Genomic DNA, 23,790 nt, shown 5'->3' with positions numbered 1-23,790 from the left:
ATCCTTTTCGTTGGTAGTGTTCCGGATTGGCTCGCCAAGTGGCGCTATGACTTGTGGCAGGAGCTAATCAGCGGGCCGGACGGTAGTGAATGTGGGCTTCGCCATCCTCGTCGTGGGCGTGGTGGTGGTCGGCCTCCAGAGCGATCACGTTCAGCTTCCCGTGACGAACGCCGCTTTCCGCCATCAAGGTATCGGCAAATTTGCGGACGTCCGCGGTCAAGCCTTTCAGAATGACCGATTCCAGGCAGTTCTCGTGGTCAAGGTGGCTGTGCAGGAGCGCCACCGTCAGGTCGTGATGATCGTGCTGCAAACCTGTAAGACGTTCAGCGAGTTCGCGTTCGTGATGGTTAAAGACGTAGCAGAGATTGGCAACACAATGGCCCGCCGGCGGGTCGCGCTGGCGGTCGCTCTCGATCGCGCCACGGATCAGATCGCGCACTGCCTCCGAGCGGTTGCGGTAGCCGCGCGCGGCAATCAAGTCATCGAACTGTCTTGCCAGAGAGTCGTCCAGTGAAATCGTGAAGCGCTCCATGCCGCTTTCCCCCAGAAAACGCCGCACACCCGCGGCGGCATCACGATAATAACCTCGTAACGTCAGGCCGGCGCAAGCGGACGTGTTGGACGGCAATTGCCCCACTGGCGATCCCGGTGGCGGGGTCAAAACGTATAGACGAGGCGGACGGCAAAGCGGTCGCCGACAGATCCGGTGACGATGTCCTGGTTGCGGGTTGCCACGGACGCATTGTTGATCGCTGCCGGCGTGTTGGCGACCGGCTGGACGGCAGTAGGTGCCTGGAAGTCTCGAAACTGATAATTGGCGCTCAGTTGCAGGTTCGGCATGAAGAAGTGAGTAACGCCGAGCGTCCACTCCTCGACTCGGCGCTCATCCGCCGGCTGCCAGACGCCCGCCGTCGAGTAGAGCGTCTGATTGAGGCCCCAGCGCAGATCGAACCGCCACTTGTCGCCGAGATAGTAGCCGTAGTCGATGGTGTAACCCCGCGCCTTGTTGCCACGCTCGGCGGCGATGCTCAGATTGCCGTCGCCAAAGTTGCCGTCCACCACGTTGCCCGAGGGCGTGGTGAAGATCATGCCTTGACCGTACATGGCGTCGAAGCCGACCCGGTGCCGTCCATTGCCCTCGCCGAACAGTTCGCCCAGTGCCCGTACGCCCACACCGTAGCGGATCCGGTCGAAGGCCTCACTCTCGGTACCCGCGGCGTTGATCTCGAACTGGCGCTGACCCTGCTGGTAGTATCCGTAAGCCTTGATGCCGTGCTTGTTCGGCCCTTGGCCGCCTGGCAGGTCGTACTCAGCAACCAACTCGGCGTTGACATCCTTGTGCGGATTCAGATTCTCCCGCAGATGGATGCCATTGCCCCAACCCCACATCAGCGCATAACTCAGCGTCCAGCGGTCCAGCTTGAACGAATCGAAAGCCTGCACCCCCCAGTCGCGTCCCAGGTCGGCATCGTATCCGTAGGATGCGACACCACCGAGATAGCCCTGTCCCGGGATAGGCAGCCCGGTACGGAAGTAGGCGTTACTGCGGACAAAGATCTCCTGCTGCCATTGGGCCAGCGACGCGCTGACGAAGATGAACTCCGGTGGCGCGGCGCGCTGGATTTCCTCCGGGCCCGGCTTCTTGAACAGGCCGACGCGTACGCGCGCACCGGGGATGTAGCTGAAAGTGAGACTCGCGTCCTGCACCGAAGCGACCACATGGCGGCTGGTCTGGAACGGCAGGTAGTTGAAGAAGTTCTGTCCAGCGTTGGCCGCGAAAAAGTAGTTGATGCGTCCGGGAATCAGGTTGCCGCGGATGCCGGCCGTCAGATTGTCGAGGTTCGTTTCGCGGGTGTCGCCGAACTCCGGCGGCACGACGCAGGCGTTATGGTACTCGCCGTTGTTCAGCGCCGGACCGCCGGACGGTGAGCCGTTAGGCGTGCCGTTGGGCGCGCGCAGGCCGGAGAACGCGTCGCAGCCGTAGTTGTTGGCGTAAGTCAGCCAGCCAGCGCCGAAGAACCGGTACGCGCCGGTGTCTGCCGGTTCCGTTCCCTGCTGCATGATCCAGTCGGCCGCCTGCACCGCCGATGCGCCGCAGGCCAGCACGAATGACGCGGCCACAACAAACTCACGTGCCTTCCTCATTGTTCTCCCCCTTTGCAATTCAACCGCATCACTTTCACAGGGCTGGAAGTCTAGGCGCCCTTTCGGAGGCGAACAATGTGGCAAATTGTCTCAGTGGCGGGAGCGCATCAGCCATGCTGGGCCCTGTCTGGTGGCGTCTACGAGGACAGGAGCAGCGCGCGGGTGATGAGCGGAACATGACATGAGGGTTGATCAGGGAGTTGCTGCGACAATTTGCCGCATTCAATGAAGTGGAGAAGCACACTAAGATTCGGCCATACCATTCGAAGACGCGTAAACGTCAACCGTGCCGGGGGAGGCCATCATGCAAGACAGCCAGCAAGACTGGAGCGAAGAAGACGGGGAACTGACCTCACTGCTGCTCGGTGCCGGGTTCGCTCTTGCTTCCCTGATCATCCTGCCGGCGTTGGCGCAGCGGGTTGGCATCGGCAGCAGCCTGACGATCGCCCTGCGCGGCGCCTTGATGCGGGCTGCGAATCGGGTTTGAAGCCATGCCGCGGCGAGTTTTCGCCTGAAGCCATGCCCGTTGCTCGCCTCAGCCATCTCGCCCTGGTCACCCTCGCCTGTGCCGCGAGTTTGGTCGCCGCTACCTTCGCTGACGCCGCCTGGCTTCGTCAGCAGCGCGCCGGCGGCATGGCGCAAATGCGCGATCTGGTTGAGCAGCTGCAGCTCACCGATCTTTGCCTGTTCACCGAAGCCCGCTACACTCGCCATCTGTCGCAGGCCGACCTGCATTCGGCGTTCCAGGATCACCCGCTCGGCCTCGAACACTTCCCAACGGGTTCGCTGGTCTTGCCGCCGACCCGTCTGACTGCCAGCCATGAACGCCTGGATCGAGAAACAGAAGTACCTGATTGACTTCACGCTGTCTTCGCTGGCGCGGCGCAAGGCGAAGAACCTCGGTCTGCTGCTGGTCTATACGCTGATCGTTTTTCTGCTCGCTTCGGTGATGCTGTTCACCCACGCGCTGCGCCAGGCCGCCGCCGAAGTGCTGGTCGGTGCGCCGGAAGTGATCCTGCAGCGGATGGTGGCCGGTCGCCACGACCTGATTCCACCCGGCTATCTCGAACGCATCGGACGCATCCGCGGTGTACAGCATAAGGAAGGCCGCCTCTGGGGCTATTACTATGACCCGGTGGTCAAGGCCAACTACACCTTCATGGTCCCTGGCAACCAGGACATCGCGGCCGGCACGCTGCTCGTCGGCGCCGGCATGGCCAGGGCACGCGGGCTTGCTGTCGGCAACCTCATTTCCTTCCGCTCGTATTCGGGTAAGCTCTTCAGCTTCACGATCGCGCGCATCCTGCCCCACGACTCGGAACTGGTCAGTGCAGACCTAGTGCTGATCAGCGAAGCCGACTTCCGGTCCTTTTTCGCGATTGCTCCCGGCTACTTCACCGACATCGCGCTGTCGGTGGCCAACCCGCTCGAGGTGCGCAATGTCGCCGCCAAGCTGTCGCAGCAGTTCCCCGACTCGCGGCCGATCCTGCGCGAAGAAATCCTGCGCACCTACGAATCGATCTTCAACTGGCGTGAGGGCATCGTCCTGGCCCTCGCCTCGCTGGCCATCCTGGCCTTCGCCATCTTCGCCTGGGAGAAGGCTTCCGGCCTGTCTGCCGACGAAAAGCGCGAAATCGGCATTCTCAAGGCGATCGGCTGGGAAACCGGCGATGTCCTCAAGATGAAGTTCTGGGAAGGTGCGCTCGTCTCGCTGGCGGCTTTCCTGATCGGCTACCTCGCTGCCTACCTGCACGTTTTCCGCTTTTCTTCGTCGCTTTTCGCACCGGTCCTCAAGGGCTGGGCGGTGCTCTACCCGCGCTTCGAGTTGAGCCCCGTGATCGATGGCTTCCAGGTCGCCACGCTGTTCTTCTTCACGGTCTTCCCTTACGCGGCGGCGACGCTGGTGCCGATCTGGCGGGCAGCGATTGCCGACCCCGATGCCGTGATGCGCGGCTGAGCGAGACATGATCGAGCTGAAAGGCATCCACAAGGCTTTCAACACCGGCAGGGAAAACGAGTTCCATGCCCTGAACGGCATCGACCTGCATCTGCCGACGCAGCGCGTTACCGCGTTTCGCGGGCCGAGCGGCTCGGGCAAGACAACGCTGCTGTCGATCATCGGCTGCCTCTCACGGCCGACCAGCGGCCGCGTTCGCCTCGGCGAAAGGGACATCTCGGGGCTGCCCGAGCGTTTCCTGACCCACATCCGCCGCCAGACCTTCGGTTTCATCTTCCAGCAGTTCAACCTGATCAAGGGCCTGTCGGCACTGGAGAACGTCATGCTCCCCGCCTACCCGCTCGGCGGCAACTGGCGCGCATTGCACGAGCGGGCCGAGTCCCTGCTCGGCGATCTGCGTCTGGCGCATCGGCGGGCGGCCGCGATCGAGCACTTGTCGGGTGGCGAGCAGCAACGCGTGGCGATCGCGCGGGCGCTGATCAACGACCCGCAGATCATCATCGCGGATGAACCGACCGCCAACCTCGACACCGGGCTGGCCATGGAATTCATGGCTATCCTCGAGAATCTGCACGCCGTCGGCAAGACGGTGATCCTGACCAGCCACGATCCGCTGGTCGTCGATGCGACGATCGTTCATCAGGTGATCGACATGCGCGACGGCCGCATCGTCACGCCCGTGCCGATTGCCGAAGGCTGTGCATGATTTTCCAGCCGGCGATCATTGCGCTACTCCTGGCCTCGCTGGTCTGCGTCGGATTGCTGCTCGCCGCGGCGCCGCTGGCCATCGACATCATCCGCCACTGGGATATCCACAGCGGCAGCGAACGCCAGTTGCTGCTCGAACGCCGTACCTACCTGCTGTCGACGCTGCTGTCCTTCATCTTCGCGACCCAACTCGTTGCCCTGCTGCTCTTCGTCTTCAACGCCGACCGAATGTCATCGCTGTTCGTCGGCGCCATGTGCGCGGTCGGCACGCTCAAGGTCAATGCCTTCGGTTTCCCGGCGCTGATCGCGCAGATCGTCGTTTTCTTTCTCGCTTCGAGCTGGCTGGTGATCAACCACGTCGACACTCTCGCCCATGATTACCCGCTGGTACGCGTCAAATACCTCCTTTTGCTGATCCTGCTGCCCTTCCTGGTTGCTGCCGCCATGCTTCAGTTGCGCTACTTCCTCGGGCTCAAAGCCGATGTCATCACCTCCTGTTGTGGCAGCCTGTTTTCCGAAGAAGCGCCAGGCCTCACCGCCGATGCCGCCGCCTCGCCGCCTCTGCCGACGATGATCGTTTTCTACCTCACGCTGACGCTGGCCGCCGGCGCCGGGGTCCTCTACCGCCTGCGGCAACGCGCGGCCTGGCTGGTCGCGCTGCTGTCCGGCGCCGCCTTCGTCGTGACGATCGCCGGCGTCCTCTCGTTCGTCTCGCTCTACGTCTATGAACATCCGCACCACCATTGCCCGTTCTGCCTTCTCAAGCCCGAATACAGCTATCAGGGTTACTGGCTGTACCTGCCACTGTTTCTTGCCACGGCGGCCGGACTCGGCGTGGGTGCCGTGCAGCCCTTCGCCCGTGTTCCCAGCCTGGAGAGCGTCGTCCCGGCCGTCGGCAGGAGATTGGCGACGGTTGCCGCGGCGATGTTCGTTCTCGTCGCCGCCGTCGCTTCGCTGATGATCCTGAAGTCGCGCCTGATTCTGCTCGAGGGCTAGCATGCTCCGGAAACCGCTCGCCTTGCTGAGCTTCCTTGCGGCCCTGGCCTTGACGGCTTGCGATGAAGGCAACACCAACCGGCTGAACACCGGCGACATCGCTCCCGCTTTCGCGGCCAGCAGCCTCGGCGCCGTCCCTTTCAGGTTCCCCGACGACCTGCGCGGCCAACCGGTCGTCATTCGCTTCTGGGCCGACTGGTGCCGTTTCTGCGAAGGCGAAATGAAGGCCATCGAACGTGTCTGGCAGCGTCACAAGGATCAGGGACTGATGGTCATCGCGGTCAACGCCGGCCAGAACCGGCAGGACGTGGCCGCCTTCATCAGCAAGATCGGCGTCACCTACCCCGCCCTGCTCGACGAGAAGGCCGCGATTTCGCGACAATACGGCGTCGTCGCGCTGCCGACGACCTACTTTGTCGGCGCCGACGGCAGGATCCGTGGCAAAGTGCTCGGCGAAGCCGATGAAGCCACCTTTGAGCGCCTGACCGTGGACCTGTTGAAATGAGCGACAACCAGAGCTGTGACCTGTGCGGACTCGACTGCGGCGCCAAACCATTCGTCCTGCGCACGCCAGAGCGGAACCTGCGGTTCTGCTGCGAAGCGTGCCGCGGGATCTACCAGATGCTGCACGAGATCAATGAAATGCCGGCCAGATCGGCGTGCAATGACGACCGGAAAGTCTGAGGAAGAAAGGGAGAATCATGAACATGATGATGAACGAAGGAACGATGGGAGCTCTCGGGCACATGATGAGCAAACCGGTTGCGCAGGGCGCAGCGACAAGCGGCGGCCTTGCCGCTGGCGGGGTCGTCGGCCGCTCGCTGCTGCTCAATCCGCTGACGGTGCTGGTGGTCGGCGTGGCGGGCGGCGTCGCCGCCGGCTACCTGCTGCACCGCTACCGCAAGGAGATCGTCCTGGCCGTTTCGAAGGCCTGCAGCATCGGCAAGGACTTTGCGCTGCAGCAGAAGGAGAGCCTCGCCGATCTGATGGAAGAGGCCAGGGAGCGCGAAGCAGGGACGGCGCAGCCCGCCGGTGATGCTGCGGGTACGGGCGAAGCGGCCGCACCGGCAAACTAAGTGTCGTGAACACCGCCGGAGCGATACGATGACTTCGACCGCCGATCCCGACGCCCTGTCGAGACAGATTCTCGTCCGCCACCGCGAGCCGGGCCATGTCCGCTTTGCCCTGCCGGCTGAACTCTGCTCCCTGCCCGCGGCACGCACTATTGAAGCAGCGCTACGCCTTCAGGACGGTGTCTATCGGGTGACCATCCACGCCGCTGAGCACAAGCTGTCGGTGTTCTACGACGAGCATGCCTGCGATCTGCATGCTGTCGCGCGTCGGCTGTTCGCGGCGCTCGGCGAACTGCCCGCGGGCGACGATGCGAGAGTCCTGGCGTCAGGCGATGCTCTCGCCACTCCAGCGTCGGCCGCGAAGAAGGGGCGGGCCGGCGGCGGGCTGAACATCGAAGCCCGCGCCAGGCGAGCACTGCGCCGGATGATGCAGGCAATGGCCCGCCACCCGCAGTTGCGCGGCGTCCAGGCGCGCGTGCAACCGATCCTTGAAAGCGCGCTGACCGAGAAGGCGATCATCAACTTCCTCAACGACCTGCTTGCCTTCTACCTGATCCGCGTGCATTGGGACCTGATCACCCAGCGCTGGTTGCGCGAGCCGCTGAAGTTCCGCTACGCCTGGCTGACCATCTTCTACCTGGTCTTCCTGCTCGTTCGCTATCGCAAGAGTGGCGACGGCAGATGAGCGCCGAGGCCTACCGGAACTTCCGCGTCGCGCACCGGCTGATCCGGCGCGTGCGCGTGGTCGCCCCGCCGCTGGTCCGGAACGTCGAGCGCTGCTACATCCTCGAAATCCTGCTGCGCAAGCGACCGGAAATCAGCGAGGTGCGGGCAGTGCCCGAAATCGGCTCGCTGGCGATTCACTACGACCCCGGTCGCTTGCCCGAGCAGCGCCTGCTGGCCATCGTCGATGGCGTGCTCGGCAATCTGATCACCTGCCCGCCGGCGAGGCCGGCCGCGTCAGTCATCGACGGTGCGCCATTGCAGGAACACTCGCTGGCCATAGAGGGAATGAGCTGCGCCTCATGCGCGCTGCTGATCGAACTCTCGCTGCGCCGTGATCCGCGCGTGCAACTGGCCAACGTAAACTTCGCCGCGCAGACCGCGATCGTGCGCGGCACGCTCAGCCGCGACGACGTGTTTGCGCTGGTCGGCCGGCTCGGCTACCGGGCGCAGCCGATGGACACGCTGGCACAGCGCCGTCTGCTCGTCGAGCGCGAAAAGGGACAACTGATGCTGGCCAGAAAGCGGGTGATCGTGGCTGCGGCGCTGACCGCACCCGTGATGCTGCTCGGCATGGCCATGCATCGCTCGCCGACACTGCGCGTACTCGAATTCGCGCTGGCAACGCCGGTGTTGCTCGGCCCAGGCAGAGAGATCTTCGACCGGGCCTGGCGGCTCGCGCAGCAGAAAAGCGCGAACATGGACTCGCTGATCGCGCTAGGCGCGGGTGCGGCCTACCTGTACAGCCTGCCGGGCCTGTGGCGACCGAACCATCACGTCTACTTTGAGGCGGCTGCCGGGATCATCAGTTTCGTCCTGCTCGGCCGTTTTCTCGAAGAACGTGCCAAAGGGCAGGCCAGCGAGGCCATCCGCAAGTTGATCGAGCTGCAGGCGGAGACGGCTGTGCTCCTGTGCGACGGTCAGGAGCATCGCGTAGCGATCGATGAGGTCGTCCTTGGCGACTTGCTGCGCGTACGTCCCGGTGACCGCGTACCGACCGACGGCGTACTCGTCGACGGCAGCTCGGAGGTCAACGAATCGATGCTCACCGGCGAATCGCTGCCGGTCGGCAAGCGGGCAGGCGACAAGGCATACGCCGGCTGCCTCAACGGCAACGGCACGTTCACCTTGCGGGTCACCGCCGTCGGCGTAGACACGGTACTCGCCGGCATCGTCCGCCTCGTCGACCACGCACAGGGCAGCAAGCTGCCCGTCCAGAAACTTGCCGACCGCATTTCGGCGCGTTTCGTGCCGGCGGTCGGCGGCATCGCCGCCTTGACCTTCGGCGGCGGGTTGCTGGCGCGCAGCCACCCGACGACAGCCCTCGCACACGCCATCGCCGTGCTGCTGATCGCCTGTCCCTGTGCCCTCGGACTGGCGACACCGACAGCGATCATGGTCGGTACCGGTCAGGCGGCTCGGCGTGGTATCTACATCCGCAACGGCGAAGCATTGGAAACGGCCGCGAGGCTGACGACGGTGGTGTTCGACAAGACCGGTACGATCACCGAAGGCAAGCCGGTGGTCACCGATTTCATCGCCGTCGAAGGCGTCGATGAAACGGCGCTGCTTGCCCGCATGGCCGCGGCCGAAGCCTGCTCCGAGCACTTCCTGGCGCGGGCCATCTCTGCCTGGTGTCTGGCCCGCGGTGCGGCGCCAGCCGCCTGCAGCGATTTCGCAGCGATCCCCGGACGCGGCGTGCGCGCCAATTGCGAGGGTGTGCCGATGCTGATCGGCAACGCCGCACTGCTCGAGGAAACCGGCGTTGCCTGCATCGCCCAGGCGCAGCAGGTCGCGGTGCTCGCCGAACAGGGCAAGACACCGGTCTTCGTCGCCATGGGCGGCCGCGTCGCCGCGCTACTGGCGATCGCCGACCAGCCGCGCCAGGGCGCGCGCGACGCGATTGCCAGGCTCCATCGCCTGGGCATCGAGACGGTGATGGCCACCGGAGACCTGCGGGCCGTCGCACAGCACATTGCCCGCCAGGTCGGCATCGAGCGGGTGATCGCGCGTGCGACACCGGCGATGAAGCTCGAACTGATCCACGAACTGCAGCAGCAGGGCAAGCGCGTCGGCATGATCGGCGACGGCATCAACGATGCGCCGGCACTGATTGCCGCCGATGTCGGTCTGGCCATCGGCGGCGGTGCCGACATCGCTGTGGAAGCAGCCGACGTCACGCTGCTCGGCGGCGACATTGCGCGCGTTGCCGCAACCGTCGAACTGTCGCGGCGCACGATGAGCATCATTCGTCAGAACCTGTTCTGGGCACTCGGCTACAACGTCGTCGCCATCCCGATCGCTGCCGCCGGGCGCCTCAACCCGATGATTGCCTCGGCGGCGATGGCCTTCTCGTCGGTATCGGTGGTCAGCAACTCCTTGCGCCTGCAGAAGCACTGAGCCTTGGATCACAGCCAGCACCAGATGATGGTCGAGTTCTCCTACGGGCTCGCCTTCATGACCGGCGTGCTCGGCAGCGGCCACTGCCTCGGCATGTGCGGCGGCCTGGTGTCGGGCTTCTTCATGAAGCTTGGCGCCAAGACCTTCGCCCCCTACCTGGCCTACCATTGCACGCGCGTTGCGGTCTACGCCGTGATCGGCGTGATCGCCGCCGCCCTGGGTACCGTGCTGGTGCAGACGGGCTCTTTCGGAAAACTGCAGGGTCTGCTGCAGATCGTCGCCGGACTGGTCGTGACCCTGCTCGGCCTCGACCTGCTCGGCGTCTCGCCGTGGCGCAACTCGCTGGGCTTCGCGCCGCTTGCCTGGTTGCGCCGGCAGTTTGTCGCCGCTACCGCGCGGGGTGTCTTGCCCGGCGCGATCATCGGTGGCGCGATCAACGGCCTGATGCCCTGCTCGATGACCATGGCCATGGCCGTCAAGGCGACAACCGCCCCGTCGGTCCTCGAAGGTGGCCTGCTGATGCTGGCCTTTGGCGCCGGCACCCTGCCTTCGATGCTCTCGGCGAGCTTCCTCTTCGGCAAGCTCGGTGCCAGAACGCGCGGCTGGCTGCTCAAGGGCGCCGCTCTGTTCGTCATCGTTCTCGGCCTGGCGACCGTCTGGCAGGGCATCGCTTACTACCTGGTGATGCAGCGGCTGCTGGGTTGAACCAGAGGCGGTGCGACGATTTGCCGCAAGACGCAAGCAAGCGGGAAACCTACCGTTCCGGATGACCGCCGAGCCCGCTGGGCCGTGCGCCCGCCTACCTCAAGGAGCCTCATCGTGAACTGACGTGACTTGCTGAAACTCTCGCTGGCCACCACTGGCCTTGCCGCCGCCGCAAGCACCGCCCATGCTCAGCAGTCGTGTGCCATCGACGGCACACCGGCACAGTTCCTGCCCAAGATGGCGGTCGACCCCAGGGCCTGGGAGAACGACGTCGAGAAGTTTCCCAAGTGTCCGTACTGCGGCATGGATCGCCGACAGCATCACCACTCGCGGATGTTCATCGAGTACAGCGACGACCTGCACGACGGCGTCTGCTCCCTGCACTGTGCCGCGATCAGTCTGGCGGTGAATGTGGACCGCGAACCGAAAACGATCTGGGTCGCCGACAACGCCTCGATTGCGGAAATCAAGCCGCCGCTCGAAGTCGACCAGGCCACTTTGCTGATCGGCAGCCAGATCAAGGACCTCATGACCAAAGGCAGTAAGATCGCTTATTCGAGTGAAGCATTGCCGGCATCTGGGTCACCCGAGTTCTATGGGCTGACCCGGGTCGATGCGCACCAGGCGTTGAACTAAAGCGCTCCGCGCTGGTGTAGGCACCCCACCGCTTCTTCTTCCTTCGCGGTCACTCCCTGAGTTCGCTTTCCCCTTCACCCTCACCCTGACCCTCTGACGGCTCGGAACCACGCTTCCCACGCCGTGCGCAAATCCTCGATCCTCCTCGCTGCGGGGGACGTCCCCGCAGCAACCGAGGAGATTGTCATGAGTGAGCTGCGTGAAAGAATGAGCAACGCCATGTGCCTGCGGGGAATGGCGGCACGGGCCCAGGAAGCCTACATCGATGCGCTCGTCGGATTGGCGAAGTACTACCACCGATCACCGGCGGATTTGCGTGTCGAGGAAGTCCAGGCCTACCTGCTGCACCTGATTCGCGACAAGAAGCTCGCCTACGCGAGCGTCAATCAAGCCTCGTGTGCCTTCCGCTTCCTCTATCGGCGGGTACTCGGTCGCCCGGAAGCCGGCTTCGACATCCCGATGGCCAAGGTCCCCCAGCGCCTGCCGCAGATCCTCTCGCGCGAGGAAGTCGCGCGCCTGATCGACTCGGCGCGAACCCTGCGCGGACGAACGCTGCTGATGACCACCTATGCCGCCGGCTTGCGGGTGTCGGAAGTCTGCGCCCTGCAGGTGGGAGACATCGAGAGCGCCGCCGACCGCATGTGCCTCAAGGTCCGCCAGGGCAAAGGCGGCAAGGATCGCTACACACTTCTGTCGCCCCACCTGCTCGCGGCCTTGCGCACCTACTGGCGCGACACCCGGCCGCGGCTCTGGTTGTTCCCCAACCGGGCCGGCACCGGTCCGATGGAAATCCAGACCGCCCAGCGGATCTACTATGCGGCGCGCAACGCCGCCGGCATCGCCCCCGAAGGCGGCATCCACGGTCTTCGCCATGCCTTCGCCACGCACCTGCTCGAAGCCGGGGTCGATCTCTACAGCATCGGCCGACTCCTCGGCCATGGTCATCTGTCGACGACCTCGCGCTATCTGCATCTGGCGCGCTCAAAGCTGACCGGCCACCCCTCGCCTCTGGATCTGCTCGACCCACCCAGTTGAGCCAGCGCCAGTGACCCTGGCCGAGGTCTTTCGCCGGCACGGGCCGGCGTACCTCGCCAAGCACGCTTTGTCGTCCGTCAAGGCCAAGGTCTGGCGAGCGATCATCGCCTGTCGCACGGCCATCCTCGGCGGCCACGTCGAGACCTGTGACAGCTGCGGGGTGACGCGACACGTCTATCACTCGTGCCGCAACCGCCACTGTCCGCAGTGCCAGACCCGAGCCAAGGAGCACTGGCTGGCGAAACGGCGCCAGGAACTGCTGCCGGTGCCCTACTTCCACCTCGTGTTCACGCTGCCGCACGCGCTGCACACGCTGATCGCGCTACGCCCACGGGTGATCTACGAGGTCCTCTTCGCCGCCGCGTCGGCCACCCTCGCCGAATTCGCCGCCAACCCCCGCTGGCTGGGCGGCAAGCTGGCGTTCTCGCTGGTCCTGCACACCTGGAAGCAGAACCTCGGGCGGCATGTGCATGTGCACGCCCTGGTCGCCGGCGGGGCACTGACGGCCGAGGGAGAGTGGAAGTCGCCCAAGCGCGGCTTCCTGTTTCCGGTCAGAGCGTTGTCGCGGGTCTTCCGTGGCAAGTTCATGGCGGCACTGAGTGAAGCCCGAGGCGCGGGCCAGCCCCTGGCCGCCGCGCTGGCCGACGACAAGGTCTGGCGCGCCCTGCGCCAGCAATTGCTTGCGCACGACTGGGTGGTCTACGCGAAACAACCGCTCGGTGGCCCGGAGCAGGTCCTCGAATACCTGGGTCGCTATACCCATCGGGTGGCGATCTCGAACGAGCGTCTTGTCGGGATGGACGAGACGACCGTCCGTTTCCGCGTGCGCGCCACGCCGGGTAAGCGCGTGCTCAGTGTGCCGGCGGAGGAATTCATCGACCGCTTCCTGCTGCACGTCTTGCCGAGCGGCTTCAAGCGGATTCGGCACTACGGCCTGCTGGCTCCGGCGGCGAAGGCGACACAGCTATCCCTGGCGCGGCAGGCCTTGTCGGTACCGGAACCCGATCCGGTGATCACGGCGACGGTGGAGGACTTCCTGCAGCGCATCGGCGGCGCCGAGTGGGCGCGCTGCACGCATTGCCATGAGGGCCGCTTCGTTCCGACGGCGGCGATTCCGCCCCAGCGTCAGGCGACGCCGCCGAGCACATCCGTTCGCGCACCGCCATGAGCACGGCTGAACAGGGGCGCGGAGCCTCGCGGGTGACGCTGGGTGACGTTTGGCGGTCAAGGCCGCCAGGAGTGGACGCGTCGACGAGGGGCCCAACTCACGGTTCTGATCCGGGGTTGCGGCAACCCGACGGCTTGCTTGACTCCGCTGAGGCTCCCGCGACGATCCGGAAGGCTCTCGTGAACCCCGCGCCAGCGCGTCCGAACCCTATCCGCGGCTTGACCCAAGCCGCGGGACGCTTACAATCCCCATAAGTACCGCCGTCGAGGCGCTTCAGTCCAACGAGGTTTATCTGCCGCGGATGCGCCAGAGCTTGGACCCGGTGCTTTCGGCGCGGCCGATAAACGCTATTCGTTCTACGTCATCGACGACGAACGCCTGGCGGGGTGCGGCCCTTGAGGTAGAGCGTCTCGGAGGTGTCGCTCTTCATTGTTTGCGCAGCATTGGGGTTGGATCGGCCGATGATACGTCAAGCGAGGTTTGCCGGATTTCGAGCTTGCCCGAGTGCGTATTCGCTGCCCGGCTTTGGCCAAACTACCTATGGCGAGCGAGTTGTACCTCGCATGGGGTTCTTCATTTCGATTTAACGTTGATCGTCATCGTCGTAAAGGTACTTTCCCAATCCCCGTCAGCTTGCGGAGCACTTCGCAACTCCGTGCCCCGTAATAGCCAGCGGCCCGCCCGGTCCAGGCGAAACGTGACGCGCCCTTGCGAGTCAGTCTTGCGTATCAGGCCCCGCGATTTACCTTCATGGACGATCCCCAGCGGAAACATCGGCAAGGGTTTGCCCGTTTTCAGAACCCGCACCGGCAACGTATCACCTGCGTGAAAAGTGGTGGGGTCCTTCTCGGGGACGATCTCCAGCGCCAGGCCGACCGGCTCGGCCCACGAATTGTCGGGTCTTGGCGCGCCGACGCGGAGGAACGTCTTGGCTTCCTTTGTGTAAGCCTCGCGCCAGCGTTTCGGTTGTGCGGCCTTGTTCCATTGCTGCCTGACTGAGTCCGCAGCGCCTATCTCGTGAAGATATTCCTGCACCTGTCTCGGCGTCAGTTCGATCGTTCTTGGCTTGAGTGCTACCCAGCATGTTGCGATGCTCAGTCCAGGCATACTGGCGTGCAAGCGCAGTGACTTTGCTTCGGGCGAAAGGTCCGCAATGGCAAATCGCTGTGCTGAAAGCCGACAGCCTGCGCGATCGACTCGATCCGGCTTGATGGCCGCAGCGAGCGCAGGAAACGACATACCGCTGGTGAGGTCCAGTTGCACAAGGGACTCCGTCGGAACTGCGAAGCGGTTGGGAATCAGCCAGGTGTCGTGCGCCAGAGCGGGTGCTGAAGTCAGGACGGCCAGCCACAAGGTGAGGCCGGCATCGCGAAAATTCATGGCAAAAATCCATAAGGTGACCGGTGCAGTCTGGGGCAACCGGTCACACGCTACAACAGGGTTTTGTCCTGTGCGACGATTTGCCACATTCTTGCCACCGCGCCCGCGCTTTATCATCCGCGTCCAAATCCACGGTTGCCCGTCCTGCCTTTCGCAAACGGCCAACGATCATTCGACCCGCTAGGGTCATTCAATACCGGGGGTAGAGATGTTGCGAATAGAGCGGGTCGACTGTCTGATAATGGAGCGCCCGTTGGCTACGCCAATTTCCCTGGCCGTGTTCACGCTCTTTGCACAAGGCGCGCTGGCTCAGGAGGCGGTTGCGAACAAACCTGCCGTGCTGAGCGAAGTGGTGATCTCCGACATGAGCATCGATCCGCTGGGCCTCGACCAGAAGGAGCGGACGGGCAGCCGACTTGGCCTGACGCCACGGGAAACGCCGGCTTCGGTAACAGTCATCGATCGCGAGGTCTTCGAGCAGCGCGGCGCGCAAAATACCCAGGAAATCCTGCAGGGGGTACCGGGCATCACCACCTCGTCGGCGCCGGGTTCGCCGGGGGCGGTGTTTTACCGGGGTTTTTCCGGCGGTAGCGTGACGCAACTGTTCAACGGGATTACCGTGCAGTACGACGTGATCGCCGCGCGCCCGGTCGATAGCTGGATCTACGACCGGGTCGAGGCCATCGGCGGGCCATCGTCGTTTCTATTTGGCGCTGGTGCGGTAGGCGGTTCGATCAACTATGTGACCAAGCTGGCCAATCGTGACGGCAACCTGATTGAGGGCAAGGCGCGTTACGGCAGCTACAACGATCGGCAATTGGCGGCTGGTACCAATCAGAAACTGGGCGAGAGCAATTACCTCCGGCTCGACGTCAACGGTAGCGCGATGGACGGGTGGAGCGACGGTACCGAGCGTAAGGCTTGGCAGGCCGCCGGTTCGTGGCTGGCCGACCTGACGCCGCAGTTGAGCAGCACGGTGGCCCTGGAATACCAATACGAGAATGTCGACCGGCCGTACTGGGGAACACCCGTATTGAGACCTTTTAGCGGCGAGGTTGGCATCGACAATGGCACCCGCTTCAAGAACTACAATTCCCAGGATGGACTCTACAAGCAGACGGTTAAGTGGGGGCGCTGGATCCTGGAATATCGGGTGGATGACACCCTGAGTTTACGCAACACCTTCTATCATTACGATGCCCTGCGCGACTACCAGAACGTCGAGACTTACACCTTCAACGCCAACAACACCCGCGTGGTTCGGTCGAACGCGCTGCTCCAGCGCCACGACCAGAACCTGAATGGCAACCGCACCGAACTCAACTGGAACACCCAGATCGCCGGCCTGCCCAGTAACTGGCTGGGCGGGATCGACTACAGCCTCAACAAGCAGACTCGCTACCCGCTGTCGGTCGCCGGCCCGTTCGGTTCGGTCGATCCGTACCATTTCGTGACCGAGAACTTCTTCTCGTTGCCCGGGGTCAGCCAGGTCTACAACCCGGATCGCAGCAACCGGGTGACGACGCTGGCTCTGTTCGCCGAGAACCGGACCTTCCTTACCTCGCGACTGTCGCTGCTCACCGCTTTGCGCTGGGACGACATTGATCTGGAAGTGACCAACCACCGCACGCCGACCGCGACCAATCCGGCGTACTTTGAACGAAATTACAAACCCCTGACCGGCCGCGCCGGATTGATTTACGATTTGACCCCGGCCGCCAACGTCTACGTGCAATACAGTACAGCGGCCGATCCCCCGGCTGGTATCCTGGCCACCGCCTCGTATGCCCAGGTCGAGAACTTCGACTTGACCACCGGACGGCAGGTCGAGATCGGCAGCAAGCTCGGTTTCGACGAAGGCCGGGGTAATGCCACCCTGGCCCTCTATGACATCACGCGCAAGAACCTCTCGATGGCGGACCCCAGCAGACCTGGTACGACGATCCCGGTTGGCGAGCAATCGTCGCGTGGACTGGAGCTGGCAGCGACCTGGTTGATGACCAACAATTTGCGACTGTCCGGCAACTGGGCGCTGGTTGACGCCAAGTACGACAAATTTGTCGAAAACGTTGGTGGCGTCGGTGTTTCGCGCGCCGGTAACCGGCCGACCAACATACCGAAGCAGGTCGGCAATCTCTGGGTGGCTTACACGCCGATTGCCAATCTCGAAGTGGGCGGCGATCTCCGTTATGTATCGTCGCGCTACGCCGACACTGCAAATACTGTCTACGATGACGCCTATACGCTGCTCGGCGCCTACGCCGCGTATACCTTCGACAAACGGACCCGGGTGACCGCGCGCATCAAGAACCTGACCGACAAGGTGTATGCCGAAAGTTTCTCGGGATCGAGCATGATGTACCTCGGTGCGCCGCGCATGCTCGACGTCTCGATCCAGACTGCATTCTGAGCCACGCCGGCGCAGGGGTGGCGCGATGAGGCGGCCGGTCAACGTCAAGCGGACTCTGTTCATAACCCACCGCTGGGCGGGCATCCTGCTCTGCCTGTTCATGGCGCTGTGGTTCGTTTCGGGCGTTGTCATGATGTACGTCGGCTATCCGAAGTTGAGCATGGCCGAGCGTTTGCGCGTGTTGCCGGCTCTGGATCCGACAAGCTGCTGCTTGCCCGTGGGGTCTGTGATTGGCGCGCTTCCGGCCGGCGATTCGCCCCGGACGGTTCGTCTGACGTCGATCGGCGGCTTGCCGCACTACGTGGTCGGACTGAGCAAGAACCGCGAGCTGGCGATCGACGGCCGCAGTGGCACGCCGGTCGCCGCGGTCGACGCCAAATTTGCCCTGAAATCCGCAGCGGCCTTCGCGTCGCCTGCCGAGGCACGCTACCGAGACCTTGTCGACGAGGATGCGTGGACGCATTCCAAGGCGCTCGATGGGCATCGTCCGCTGCACCGGGTCGATATCGACGACGAGGCGCGCACCCTGCTTTACGTTTCCGGCCGCACCGGTGAAGTCGTGCGTCGCGCCAGCGCAACCGAACGGCAATGGGGGTGGATCGGCGCCTGGCTGCACTGGCTGTATCCATTTCGCGGTGGTGCCGTCGACCGGTGGTGGACGGAAATCATAATCTACACTTCGCTCGCCGGCGCCTTGCTGGGGGTAACCGGACTCGTCTCTGGCATTCTGCGCTGGCGCCGCCGCCCTTATCCGCACGGCAGCCGCAGCCCCTACCGGGACTGGTTGATGCGCTGGCATCACTGGTTGGGCCTGGCTTTCGGTCTGCTGCTCCTGACCTGGATCGTGAGCGGTCTGCTCTCGGTGAATCCGTGGCAGGTCTTTGACTCGGGGGCGCCACGACCGCAGTTGGCCAAGCTGGTGCTTGTCACCGACGGCCAGCATGACGAAACGCGGCGCGCCCTCCACTGCTTCAATGCCGCCGGACTACAGGTTCGGGAACTGGAATGGCGGCCCATGGGCGGCGAGACCTTTGTGCTCGCTCGCGATGGCGCCGGGCGTGGCCGCCTGCAGGGCGCCTCGGCTGATTGCGCACCGTTCGAGGCGCATGAACTCGACGCCCTGCGCGCTGCGGGGGAAAGCATGTTGCCGGATGCTCGGGTCAGTGGCGCCCGGCTGCAGAGCGCGTATGACTGGTACTACTATGATCGGGCGACGCACTCGATGACCGGGCACGTCGGGCGACCGCTGCCTGTTCTGGTGCTCGAATTCGATGATCCTGCGGCGAGCTGGCTGTACCTCGATCCGAAAACGGGGGCTCTGGTGCAGCGCCTCGATGACCATTTGCGGGTCAAGCGCTGGCTCTTCGCGCTACTCCACAGTTGGGACTGGAAGCCGCTGCTTGACCGGCGACCTCTTTGGGACGCGCTGCTCATTCTGGGCAGCGTGGGCGGGTTGCTGGTCAGCCTGAGCGGAGCCGTGCTGGGCTGGCGTCGGCTGCGCCGACAGTGAGGGCGACCTGCGATGCTGTCCGCGTTCGTCGCCTCTCCACTAGTCATGCGCTGATGATGCGTCCTCAGCCGGAAACCCTGGCCGGTCTGGCTTTCGTCCTCGCCCTGCACGCTGCCGCGCTCCATGGCTTGTGGAGTCATCGGCTGATTCCCTCGCCGCTCGAGGCGACAACCTTGTTCGTCAATTTCATCGCCCCGCCGGCACCGGAAAAAGCGGCAGAGCCGCAGCGCCCGCCGCCGCCCGCGCCAAGACCCGTCGAAAAGCCACGTTCCAGGCAGTTGGTGGCGCAAGCGCCGGTGCTCAAGGCGACGGACAGTACGGCCCCGCCGCCGCCGGAAACACCCGTCCCCGAGCCGGTCGTCCAGGCGCAGCCGATGCCGCTGCCCGCCGGGCCGCTGGCCCTGTCCACGGATCTGGCGACGGACTGCCCGGAGCGCCCGGCGCCCATCTACCCGCCACTTTCCCGTCGCCTTCGTGAAACAGGTCAGGTGGTGCTGCGCGTGGAACTGAACGAATCGGGAAAAGTGGCATCCGCCCACGTTGACCACAGCAGCGGCCATTCCCGGCTTGACGAAGCCGCCCTCAGCGCTGTGCGCGCCTGGCGCTGCACCCCGGCGACGCGAAGCGGACTCCGGGTGCGCGCCGTCGCCCTGCAACCCTTCAAATTCATCCTGCACGGAAACTGATCCATGGAACATGCCGCCATCAATAGCCTGGGCTTCGCCCATTTCCTTACCGAAACCGACGGGGTGGGCAGGAGCGTGCTCGCCGCCCTGCTGTTGCTCTCGATTGCCAGCTGGTACCTGATCGTTACCCGGGCCTTGGCCAACGCCATCGCCCAGCGCAGGGCGGAAGAGTTTCTCAGGCGCTTCTGGCAGGCGTCGTCATTGTCTGAAGTCGAAACAACGCTCGGCGCGCATGCTGCCGACAATGCCTTTGCCGCGCTGGCGCGCAAGTCTCTGGACGCGCTGGCCGACAGTAGCCGGGAGAGTCTCGCTGTGGCCGGCGGGATGGCCGAATACCTGACCCGGACCCTGAACAACGAAGTCGACCGCGAAGCGGCAAAAGCTGAGTACGGTCTCACCGTCCTCGCCTCCGCCGGTTCCGCCGCGCCTTACATCGGGCTGTTCGGCACGGTGTGGGGTATCTACCATGCCCTGGTCCAGATCGGCCTCTCCGGCCAGGGGACGCTGGACAAGGTGGCCGGGCCGGAGGGCGAAGCACTGATTATGACGGCGCTCGGGCTGGCCGTCGCCATTCCTGCCGTGCTCGCCTACAACGCCTTCAATCGGCGCAACCGGGTATGGCTGGCCCGCCTGGAATCGTTCGCCCACGATCTTTACGTGCTACTGACGGTGAAAGCTGGCAGTGGCCAGGCGGCCGCCCCTTCCGTGTCAGAGTGGCGCTGAGTCATGCCCGGGGGAAGCTTCAAGCGCTATCGCGGCAAGACGGCGATGGCGGAGATGAACGTCGTGCCGCTGGTCGATGTGATGCTGGTGCTGCTGGTGATCTTCATCGTGACCGCGCCGCTGCTGACCCATTCGGTCAAGATCGACCTGCCGAAGGCTTCGAGTAGCGTGAATATCACCAAGCCCGAACATATCGAGTTCGGCATTCGTGAAAGCGGGGATCTATTCTGGAATGGCGAGGCGGTGACAATGGATCTTCTAGCGTCACGCTTCGCTCCTGAGGCCGCCCGAGAGCCGCAACCGGAATTGCATATCAGGGCGGATCGTCACGTACATTACGAAAAAGTGGCACAGGTGATGGCGCTGGCAGCGAAGAGCGGGCTGGTCAGGATCGGCTTTGTTTCCGATCCCGCGCACTAGCAGCCTGTCGGACTTAGGGCGGGGGAAATCCGCAAACTTCACAATGCGGGATGAAAAGGCCGGGTTTCCCCGATTTTCCGGCTTTTTCGAGGGCGTTCCCCTGGTTTTTGCCTACTGTGGACGCAATGCGGCCAGGCGCTTCAAATTCCACGCCAGGCAGACCAGCGTCCACTCGCCAGTGACCTTCTTCAGACCGCGGAGCGAGAACTGGCGGAAACCCATCACCGATTTGATGATGCCGAAAACCGGCTCGACGGTCTGCTTGCGTAAAGCGTAGAGCGCCCGTCCGGCCTTGGTCTTCAGACGATGGGACAGGGTCTGCACGGGTGTGGCATTCTCGGGCAGTGGCGCTGGCTCGCTGTGGCGCTCCCGCCAACCCGGATGATGCTCGTCGCGAGCCACCGCGATCAGCGGCTCGATGCCGGCCGCCTCGCACGCCTGGATGTTCTTCTCGCTGCAAAAGCCGGTGTCGGCGATGAAGCAGTCCACGGCACCGAGCACCTCGGCCTGTGCCTTGAGCGCCGCCAGCATCGGCTCGACCTGCTCCTTGTCATTTGGGGCTTGCGCGACCCCGACCGCCACGACCAGCATCGTGGCGGCATCGACCCCGGCCTGGGCGTTGTACGCTTGTTCACGCCGCCACCGGCCACCGGCATGATGCGCGATTCTTCGTCGGTCAGATCTTGGCGACCGTCTGGCAGGGCATCGCTTCCTACCTGGTGATGCAGCGGCTCCTGGGTTGAACCAGAGGCGGTGCGACGATTTGCCGCAAGACACGAGCAAGCGGAAAACCTACCATTCCGGATGACCACCGAGCCCGCTGGGCCGTGCGCTCGTCTACCTCAAGGAGCCTCATCGTGAACCGACGTGATTTGCTGAAACTCTCGCTGGCCACCACTGGCCTCGCCGTCGCCGCAACCACCGCCCATGCTCAGCCGTCGTGTGCCAGCGACGGCACGCCGGCACAGTTCATTCCCAAAAGGGCTGCCGACCCCAAGGCCTGGGAGAACGACATTGAGAAGTTTCCCAAGTGTCCGTACTGCGGCATGGATCGCCGGCAGTATCATCACTCGCGGATGCTGATCCAGTACAGTGACGACCTGCCCGACGGCGTCTGCTCCCTGCACTGTGCCGCGATCAGTCTGGCGGTGAATGTGGACCGCGAACCGAAAACGATCTGGGTCGCCGACAACGCCTCGATTGCGGAAATCAAGCCGCTGCTCGAAGTCGACCAGGCCACTTTCCTGATCGGCAGCCAGATCAAGGGCGTCATGACCAAACGCAGCAAGGTCGCTTATTCGACTGAAGCGGCGGCAAAGGCGGCGATGGCCGCCAACGGCGGCGAACTAGGCCGCTTCGACAAGGCACTGCTTGCCGCCTACACCGACATGTCACAGGACGTTTCAATGGTTCGCAAGAATCGCGAAGAGCGACGCCAACGCGCCGCCAGGCAAGACAAGGGCTGAGGCTACCGGCGGTGATGACGTTCTACCGCTGGCTACTGATCACGCTTGGCGTGCTGATGTTGCTTTCCGGTGGCGCATCGGCGGCGCCAACGGACAAGCTCCCGAAACCCGGCGATCGCGATCTCTGCCCGGTCTGCGGGATGCTGGTGGCCAAATACCCGAACTGGATTGCGATCGTCGTTTACCGGGATGGACACGCCCACTTCTTCGACGGAGCAAAGGACCTCTTCAAGTACCTCGGCAATCTCCCCAGGTATGCGCCCGGACACAAGGCCGCTGACATTGCCGGCATCTGGGTCACCGAGTTCTACGGGCTGACCCGGATCGATGCCCGCCAGGCGTTCTACGTCATCGGTTCCGATACGCTCGGACCGATGGGGCACGAGTTCGTGCCCCTGGCCAACCGTACCGATGCCGAGGATTTTCTCAAGGACCACAAAGGCAAGCGGATTGTCAGCTTCGCCCAGACCACACCAGAATTGGCCGCCCGACTCGACAAGGGTAGCTTCGACTGAACGCAGGAACGGCTTTCTCGACACACGAAAAGGGATTTCGACATGACGAATGTGATCATCAAGCTCCTTGTGGCCAGTGTCTTCATCGGCGCGTTGGCTGGCTGTCAGAGCACGCAGCAGATGCTGCAGTCGCGCCAGCCGGTGGCGATGGATGAGGCCGTCAGCCGCGCGCGCTTCGAGATGAACTGTCCGTCCGCCACCGGCAGCGTGCTGAGCGAGACCGTGATCGAGCCCGCGCTCCAGTGCTTCCGCTGCAACGGCGTGCAGCGCGCGGAGTACACCGTCGGCGTGGCCGGCTGCGGCCAGCGAGCCACCTACATGGTTATCTGCCCGCTCGACGGTAGCGGGTGCTGGAGCGCAGGCGCGCGCAACGAGATCCGCTGAGTCTGTTGCCGGCAGCGGGCACCGCCCACCCACCCTGGCACCGCCTGCAGCGAAAGAGGGCAGGGTGGCACGCCCGCTTCCCAATCGGGCAGGTGCCTGGCCGACATCCCGGCGCAGGCGGAGCGCGGACGCTGTTGGCCTTTCTCCAAACCCCGGTGGCGACCAAGCTGCCCCAGGCCGAAGCCGACTATCTCGCGACCTTGAACGCGGTGCCCGGGCTCACTCTCTTCCCCTTCGCCGCTTGGTTCACATTGGACCGCTAGATCCCAAGGGCATCTTCAATTGTACGCAGGACCCGGTCGGGCCCCGAACAGTCACCACCCTTCAGACGCATCACCAGTTGCCGAAGGCGGCAACTGATCAAGGGAGCGTTCACCCTGCAAGGGAGTTGTTACTGTAGCGGGGCTGCCCGGTGACGCGCGTCCGTGCCGACGGCGCGCGCCTGCTGCAGTGGACCGGGACGGCGCTGCGGCCGTGGGACGAGGGCTTACCGAGCGCCTGACCCGACCACACACGCGATGGCGCTGTTGGGCGGGGCAGCGACGGAGTGTGTCTGCCAGATCCCGCGACAGTGCCGCAGTCCCACTGCGGCCGGCGAGGGCGGTAAAGGCGGCGGCGAGCGGCGCGTGGCTGCGCCGATCTGCCTGTCGCGCTCGCCGGCAGGCCTGGGTCCAGGTGGACAAAGATCGCCTGTTGTCCTGGACAAAATAACAAAACAGCTTGACATCCCCGGAATGCGAGCTTATATTT

25 protein-coding genes and 1 pseudogene are annotated in these 23,790 nt (G+C 64.1%); 22 read left to right on the top strand and 4 right to left on the bottom strand.

Translation table 11 applies throughout. The features are described from left to right. Positions 1-67: 67 nt before the first annotated feature. Together nikR and CAP2UW1_RS19780 are read right to left on the bottom strand one after the other, a co-directional pair. Positions 68-532 (bottom strand): nickel-responsive transcriptional regulator NikR, encoded by a 465-nt coding sequence (gene nikR, locus CAP2UW1_RS19785; protein ID WP_015768398.1) that lies wholly within the window; start codon positions 530-532, stop codon positions 68-70. Between the two features lie 125 nt (positions 533-657). Continuing rightward, positions 658-2,145, bottom strand: coding sequence for a hypothetical protein (locus CAP2UW1_RS19780; RefSeq protein ID WP_015768397.1), 1,488 nt, complete (start codon positions 2,143-2,145; stop codon positions 658-660). A 304-nt stretch (positions 2,146-2,449) separates the two neighbouring features. On the opposite strand from CAP2UW1_RS19780, the gene CAP2UW1_RS19775 reads away from it, so the two are divergent. The 14 genes from CAP2UW1_RS19775 (at position 2,450) to CAP2UW1_RS19710 (ending at position 13,546) form a co-directional block, all read left to right on the top strand. Further along, positions 2,450-2,632: a hypothetical protein gene (locus tag CAP2UW1_RS19775; protein WP_015768396.1), complete on the top strand. Its 183-nt coding sequence runs from the start codon at positions 2,450-2,452 to the stop codon at positions 2,630-2,632. Positions 2,633-2,664: 32 nt separating this feature from the next. Next, on the top strand, positions 2,665-3,003 hold the full coding sequence (locus CAP2UW1_RS19770; RefSeq protein ID WP_015768395.1) for a hypothetical protein: 339 nt from the start codon (positions 2,665-2,667) through the stop codon (positions 3,001-3,003). Continuing rightward, on the top strand, positions 2,966-4,102 hold the full coding sequence (locus CAP2UW1_RS19765) for an ABC transporter permease (protein WP_015768394.1): 1,137 nt from the start codon (positions 2,966-2,968) through the stop codon (positions 4,100-4,102). Before CAP2UW1_RS19770 ends, CAP2UW1_RS19765 begins: the two co-directional genes overlap by 38 nt. A 7-nt stretch (positions 4,103-4,109) precedes the next feature. Then, the gene (locus tag CAP2UW1_RS19760) at positions 4,110-4,808 is read left to right on the top strand and encodes an ABC transporter ATP-binding protein (RefSeq protein ID WP_015768393.1); all 699 of its coding nucleotides are present in this window, start codon (positions 4,110-4,112) and stop codon (positions 4,806-4,808) included. Then, a complete protein-coding gene (locus CAP2UW1_RS19755; RefSeq protein ID WP_015768392.1) occupies positions 4,805-5,806 on the top strand; it encodes a hypothetical protein in 1,002 nt (333 codons plus the stop codon). Before CAP2UW1_RS19760 ends, CAP2UW1_RS19755 begins: the two co-directional genes overlap by 4 nt. Position 5,807: 1 nt before the next feature. Beyond that, positions 5,808-6,311, top strand: coding sequence for a TlpA disulfide reductase family protein (locus tag CAP2UW1_RS19750; protein WP_015768391.1), 504 nt, complete (start codon positions 5,808-5,810; stop codon positions 6,309-6,311). Further along, positions 6,308-6,490: a hypothetical protein gene (locus CAP2UW1_RS19745; RefSeq protein WP_015768390.1), complete on the top strand. Its 183-nt coding sequence runs from the start codon at positions 6,308-6,310 to the stop codon at positions 6,488-6,490. The genes CAP2UW1_RS19750 and CAP2UW1_RS19745 overlap by 4 nt, the downstream gene beginning before the upstream one ends. Before the next feature lie 17 nt (positions 6,491-6,507). Next, positions 6,508-6,882, top strand: coding sequence for a hypothetical protein (locus tag CAP2UW1_RS19740; protein WP_199931516.1), 375 nt, complete (start codon positions 6,508-6,510; stop codon positions 6,880-6,882). A gap of 28 nt (positions 6,883-6,910) precedes the next feature. Then, complete coding sequence (locus CAP2UW1_RS19735; RefSeq protein ID WP_015768388.1) at positions 6,911-7,564, top strand: hypothetical protein; 654 nt, start codon at positions 6,911-6,913, stop codon at positions 7,562-7,564. Further along, positions 7,561-10,002, top strand: a complete 2,442-nt coding sequence (locus CAP2UW1_RS19730; protein ID WP_015768387.1) for a heavy metal translocating P-type ATPase — start codon at positions 7,561-7,563, stop codon at positions 10,000-10,002. Before CAP2UW1_RS19735 ends, CAP2UW1_RS19730 begins: the two co-directional genes overlap by 4 nt. A gap of 3 nt (positions 10,003-10,005) precedes the next feature. After that, entirely contained in the window at positions 10,006-10,707 is a 702-nt protein-coding gene (locus CAP2UW1_RS19725; protein ID WP_291913125.1) for a sulfite exporter TauE/SafE family protein, read from the top strand. A gap of 129 nt (positions 10,708-10,836) precedes the next feature. Further along, positions 10,837-11,343 (top strand): twin-arginine translocation pathway signal protein, encoded by a 507-nt coding sequence (locus CAP2UW1_RS19720; RefSeq protein ID WP_015768385.1) that lies wholly within the window; start codon positions 10,837-10,839, stop codon positions 11,341-11,343. A 186-nt stretch (positions 11,344-11,529) separates the two neighbouring features. Next, positions 11,530-12,378, top strand: coding sequence for a tyrosine-type recombinase/integrase (locus CAP2UW1_RS19715; protein WP_015768384.1), 849 nt, complete (start codon positions 11,530-11,532; stop codon positions 12,376-12,378). Positions 12,379-12,388: 10 nt separating this feature from the next. Beyond that, entirely contained in the window at positions 12,389-13,546 is a 1,158-nt protein-coding gene (locus CAP2UW1_RS19710) for an IS91 family transposase (protein WP_015768383.1), read from the top strand. A 573-nt stretch (positions 13,547-14,119) separates the two neighbouring features. Here CAP2UW1_RS19710 and CAP2UW1_RS24155 read toward each other — a convergent pair. Next, positions 14,120-14,926 carry a DUF4198 domain-containing protein gene (locus CAP2UW1_RS24155; RefSeq protein ID WP_015768382.1) on the bottom strand — a complete coding sequence of 269 codons (807 nt, stop codon included), beginning with the start codon at positions 14,924-14,926 and terminating at the stop codon, positions 14,120-14,122. Positions 14,927-15,167: 241 nt separating this feature from the next. Here CAP2UW1_RS24155 and CAP2UW1_RS19700 point away from each other — a divergent pair, with 241 nt between their 5' ends. Genes CAP2UW1_RS19700 through CAP2UW1_RS19680 form a run of 5 tightly spaced genes read left to right on the top strand, consistent with a single transcriptional unit; the run spans position 15,168 to position 20,675 of the window. Continuing rightward, positions 15,168-17,336, top strand: coding sequence for a TonB-dependent receptor (locus CAP2UW1_RS19700; protein ID WP_049778614.1), 2,169 nt, complete (start codon positions 15,168-15,170; stop codon positions 17,334-17,336). A gap of 25 nt (positions 17,337-17,361) precedes the next feature. Next, a complete protein-coding gene (locus CAP2UW1_RS19695) occupies positions 17,362-18,846 on the top strand; it encodes a PepSY domain-containing protein (RefSeq protein WP_015768380.1) in 1,485 nt (494 codons plus the stop codon). A 53-nt stretch (positions 18,847-18,899) separates the two neighbouring features. Next, the gene (locus CAP2UW1_RS19690; protein ID WP_015768379.1) at positions 18,900-19,532 is read left to right on the top strand and encodes an energy transducer TonB; all 633 of its coding nucleotides are present in this window, start codon (positions 18,900-18,902) and stop codon (positions 19,530-19,532) included. 3 nt (positions 19,533-19,535) lie between these two features. Next, positions 19,536-20,255, top strand: a complete 720-nt coding sequence (locus tag CAP2UW1_RS19685) for a MotA/TolQ/ExbB proton channel family protein (protein ID WP_015768378.1) — start codon at positions 19,536-19,538, stop codon at positions 20,253-20,255. A gap of 3 nt (positions 20,256-20,258) precedes the next feature. After that, positions 20,259-20,675, top strand: coding sequence for an ExbD/TolR family protein (locus tag CAP2UW1_RS19680; RefSeq protein WP_015768377.1), 417 nt, complete (start codon positions 20,259-20,261; stop codon positions 20,673-20,675). Positions 20,676-20,786: 111 nt separating this feature from the next. Here the strand turns inward: CAP2UW1_RS19680 and CAP2UW1_RS19675 are convergent. Beyond that, a pseudogene (locus CAP2UW1_RS19675) lies at positions 20,787-21,370 on the bottom strand (transposase); the annotation flags it as partial. 162 nt (positions 21,371-21,532) lie between these two features. Between CAP2UW1_RS19675 and CAP2UW1_RS19670 the strand changes: the two are divergent. The 3 genes from CAP2UW1_RS19670 to CAP2UW1_RS19660 are packed head-to-tail and all read left to right on the top strand — an operon-like array spanning position 21,533 to position 23,040. Continuing rightward, complete coding sequence (locus tag CAP2UW1_RS19670; RefSeq protein ID WP_015768376.1) at positions 21,533-22,141, top strand: nitrous oxide reductase accessory protein NosL; 609 nt, start codon at positions 21,533-21,535, stop codon at positions 22,139-22,141. A gap of 14 nt (positions 22,142-22,155) precedes the next feature. Further along, positions 22,156-22,656, top strand: a complete 501-nt coding sequence (locus CAP2UW1_RS19665) for a nitrous oxide reductase accessory protein NosL (protein WP_015768375.1) — start codon at positions 22,156-22,158, stop codon at positions 22,654-22,656. A 51-nt stretch (positions 22,657-22,707) separates the two neighbouring features. Next, positions 22,708-23,040, top strand: a complete 333-nt coding sequence (locus CAP2UW1_RS19660) for a hypothetical protein (RefSeq protein WP_291913964.1) — start codon at positions 22,708-22,710, stop codon at positions 23,038-23,040. Positions 23,041-23,790: the final 750 nt, after the last annotated feature.

The sequence above is a fragment of the Candidatus Accumulibacter phosphatis genome (assembly GCF_000024165.1).
GTDB classification, from domain to species: domain Bacteria; phylum Pseudomonadota; class Gammaproteobacteria; order Burkholderiales; family Rhodocyclaceae; genus Accumulibacter; species Accumulibacter phosphatis.
This window is presented reverse-complemented; position numbering and strand designations above follow the sequence as displayed.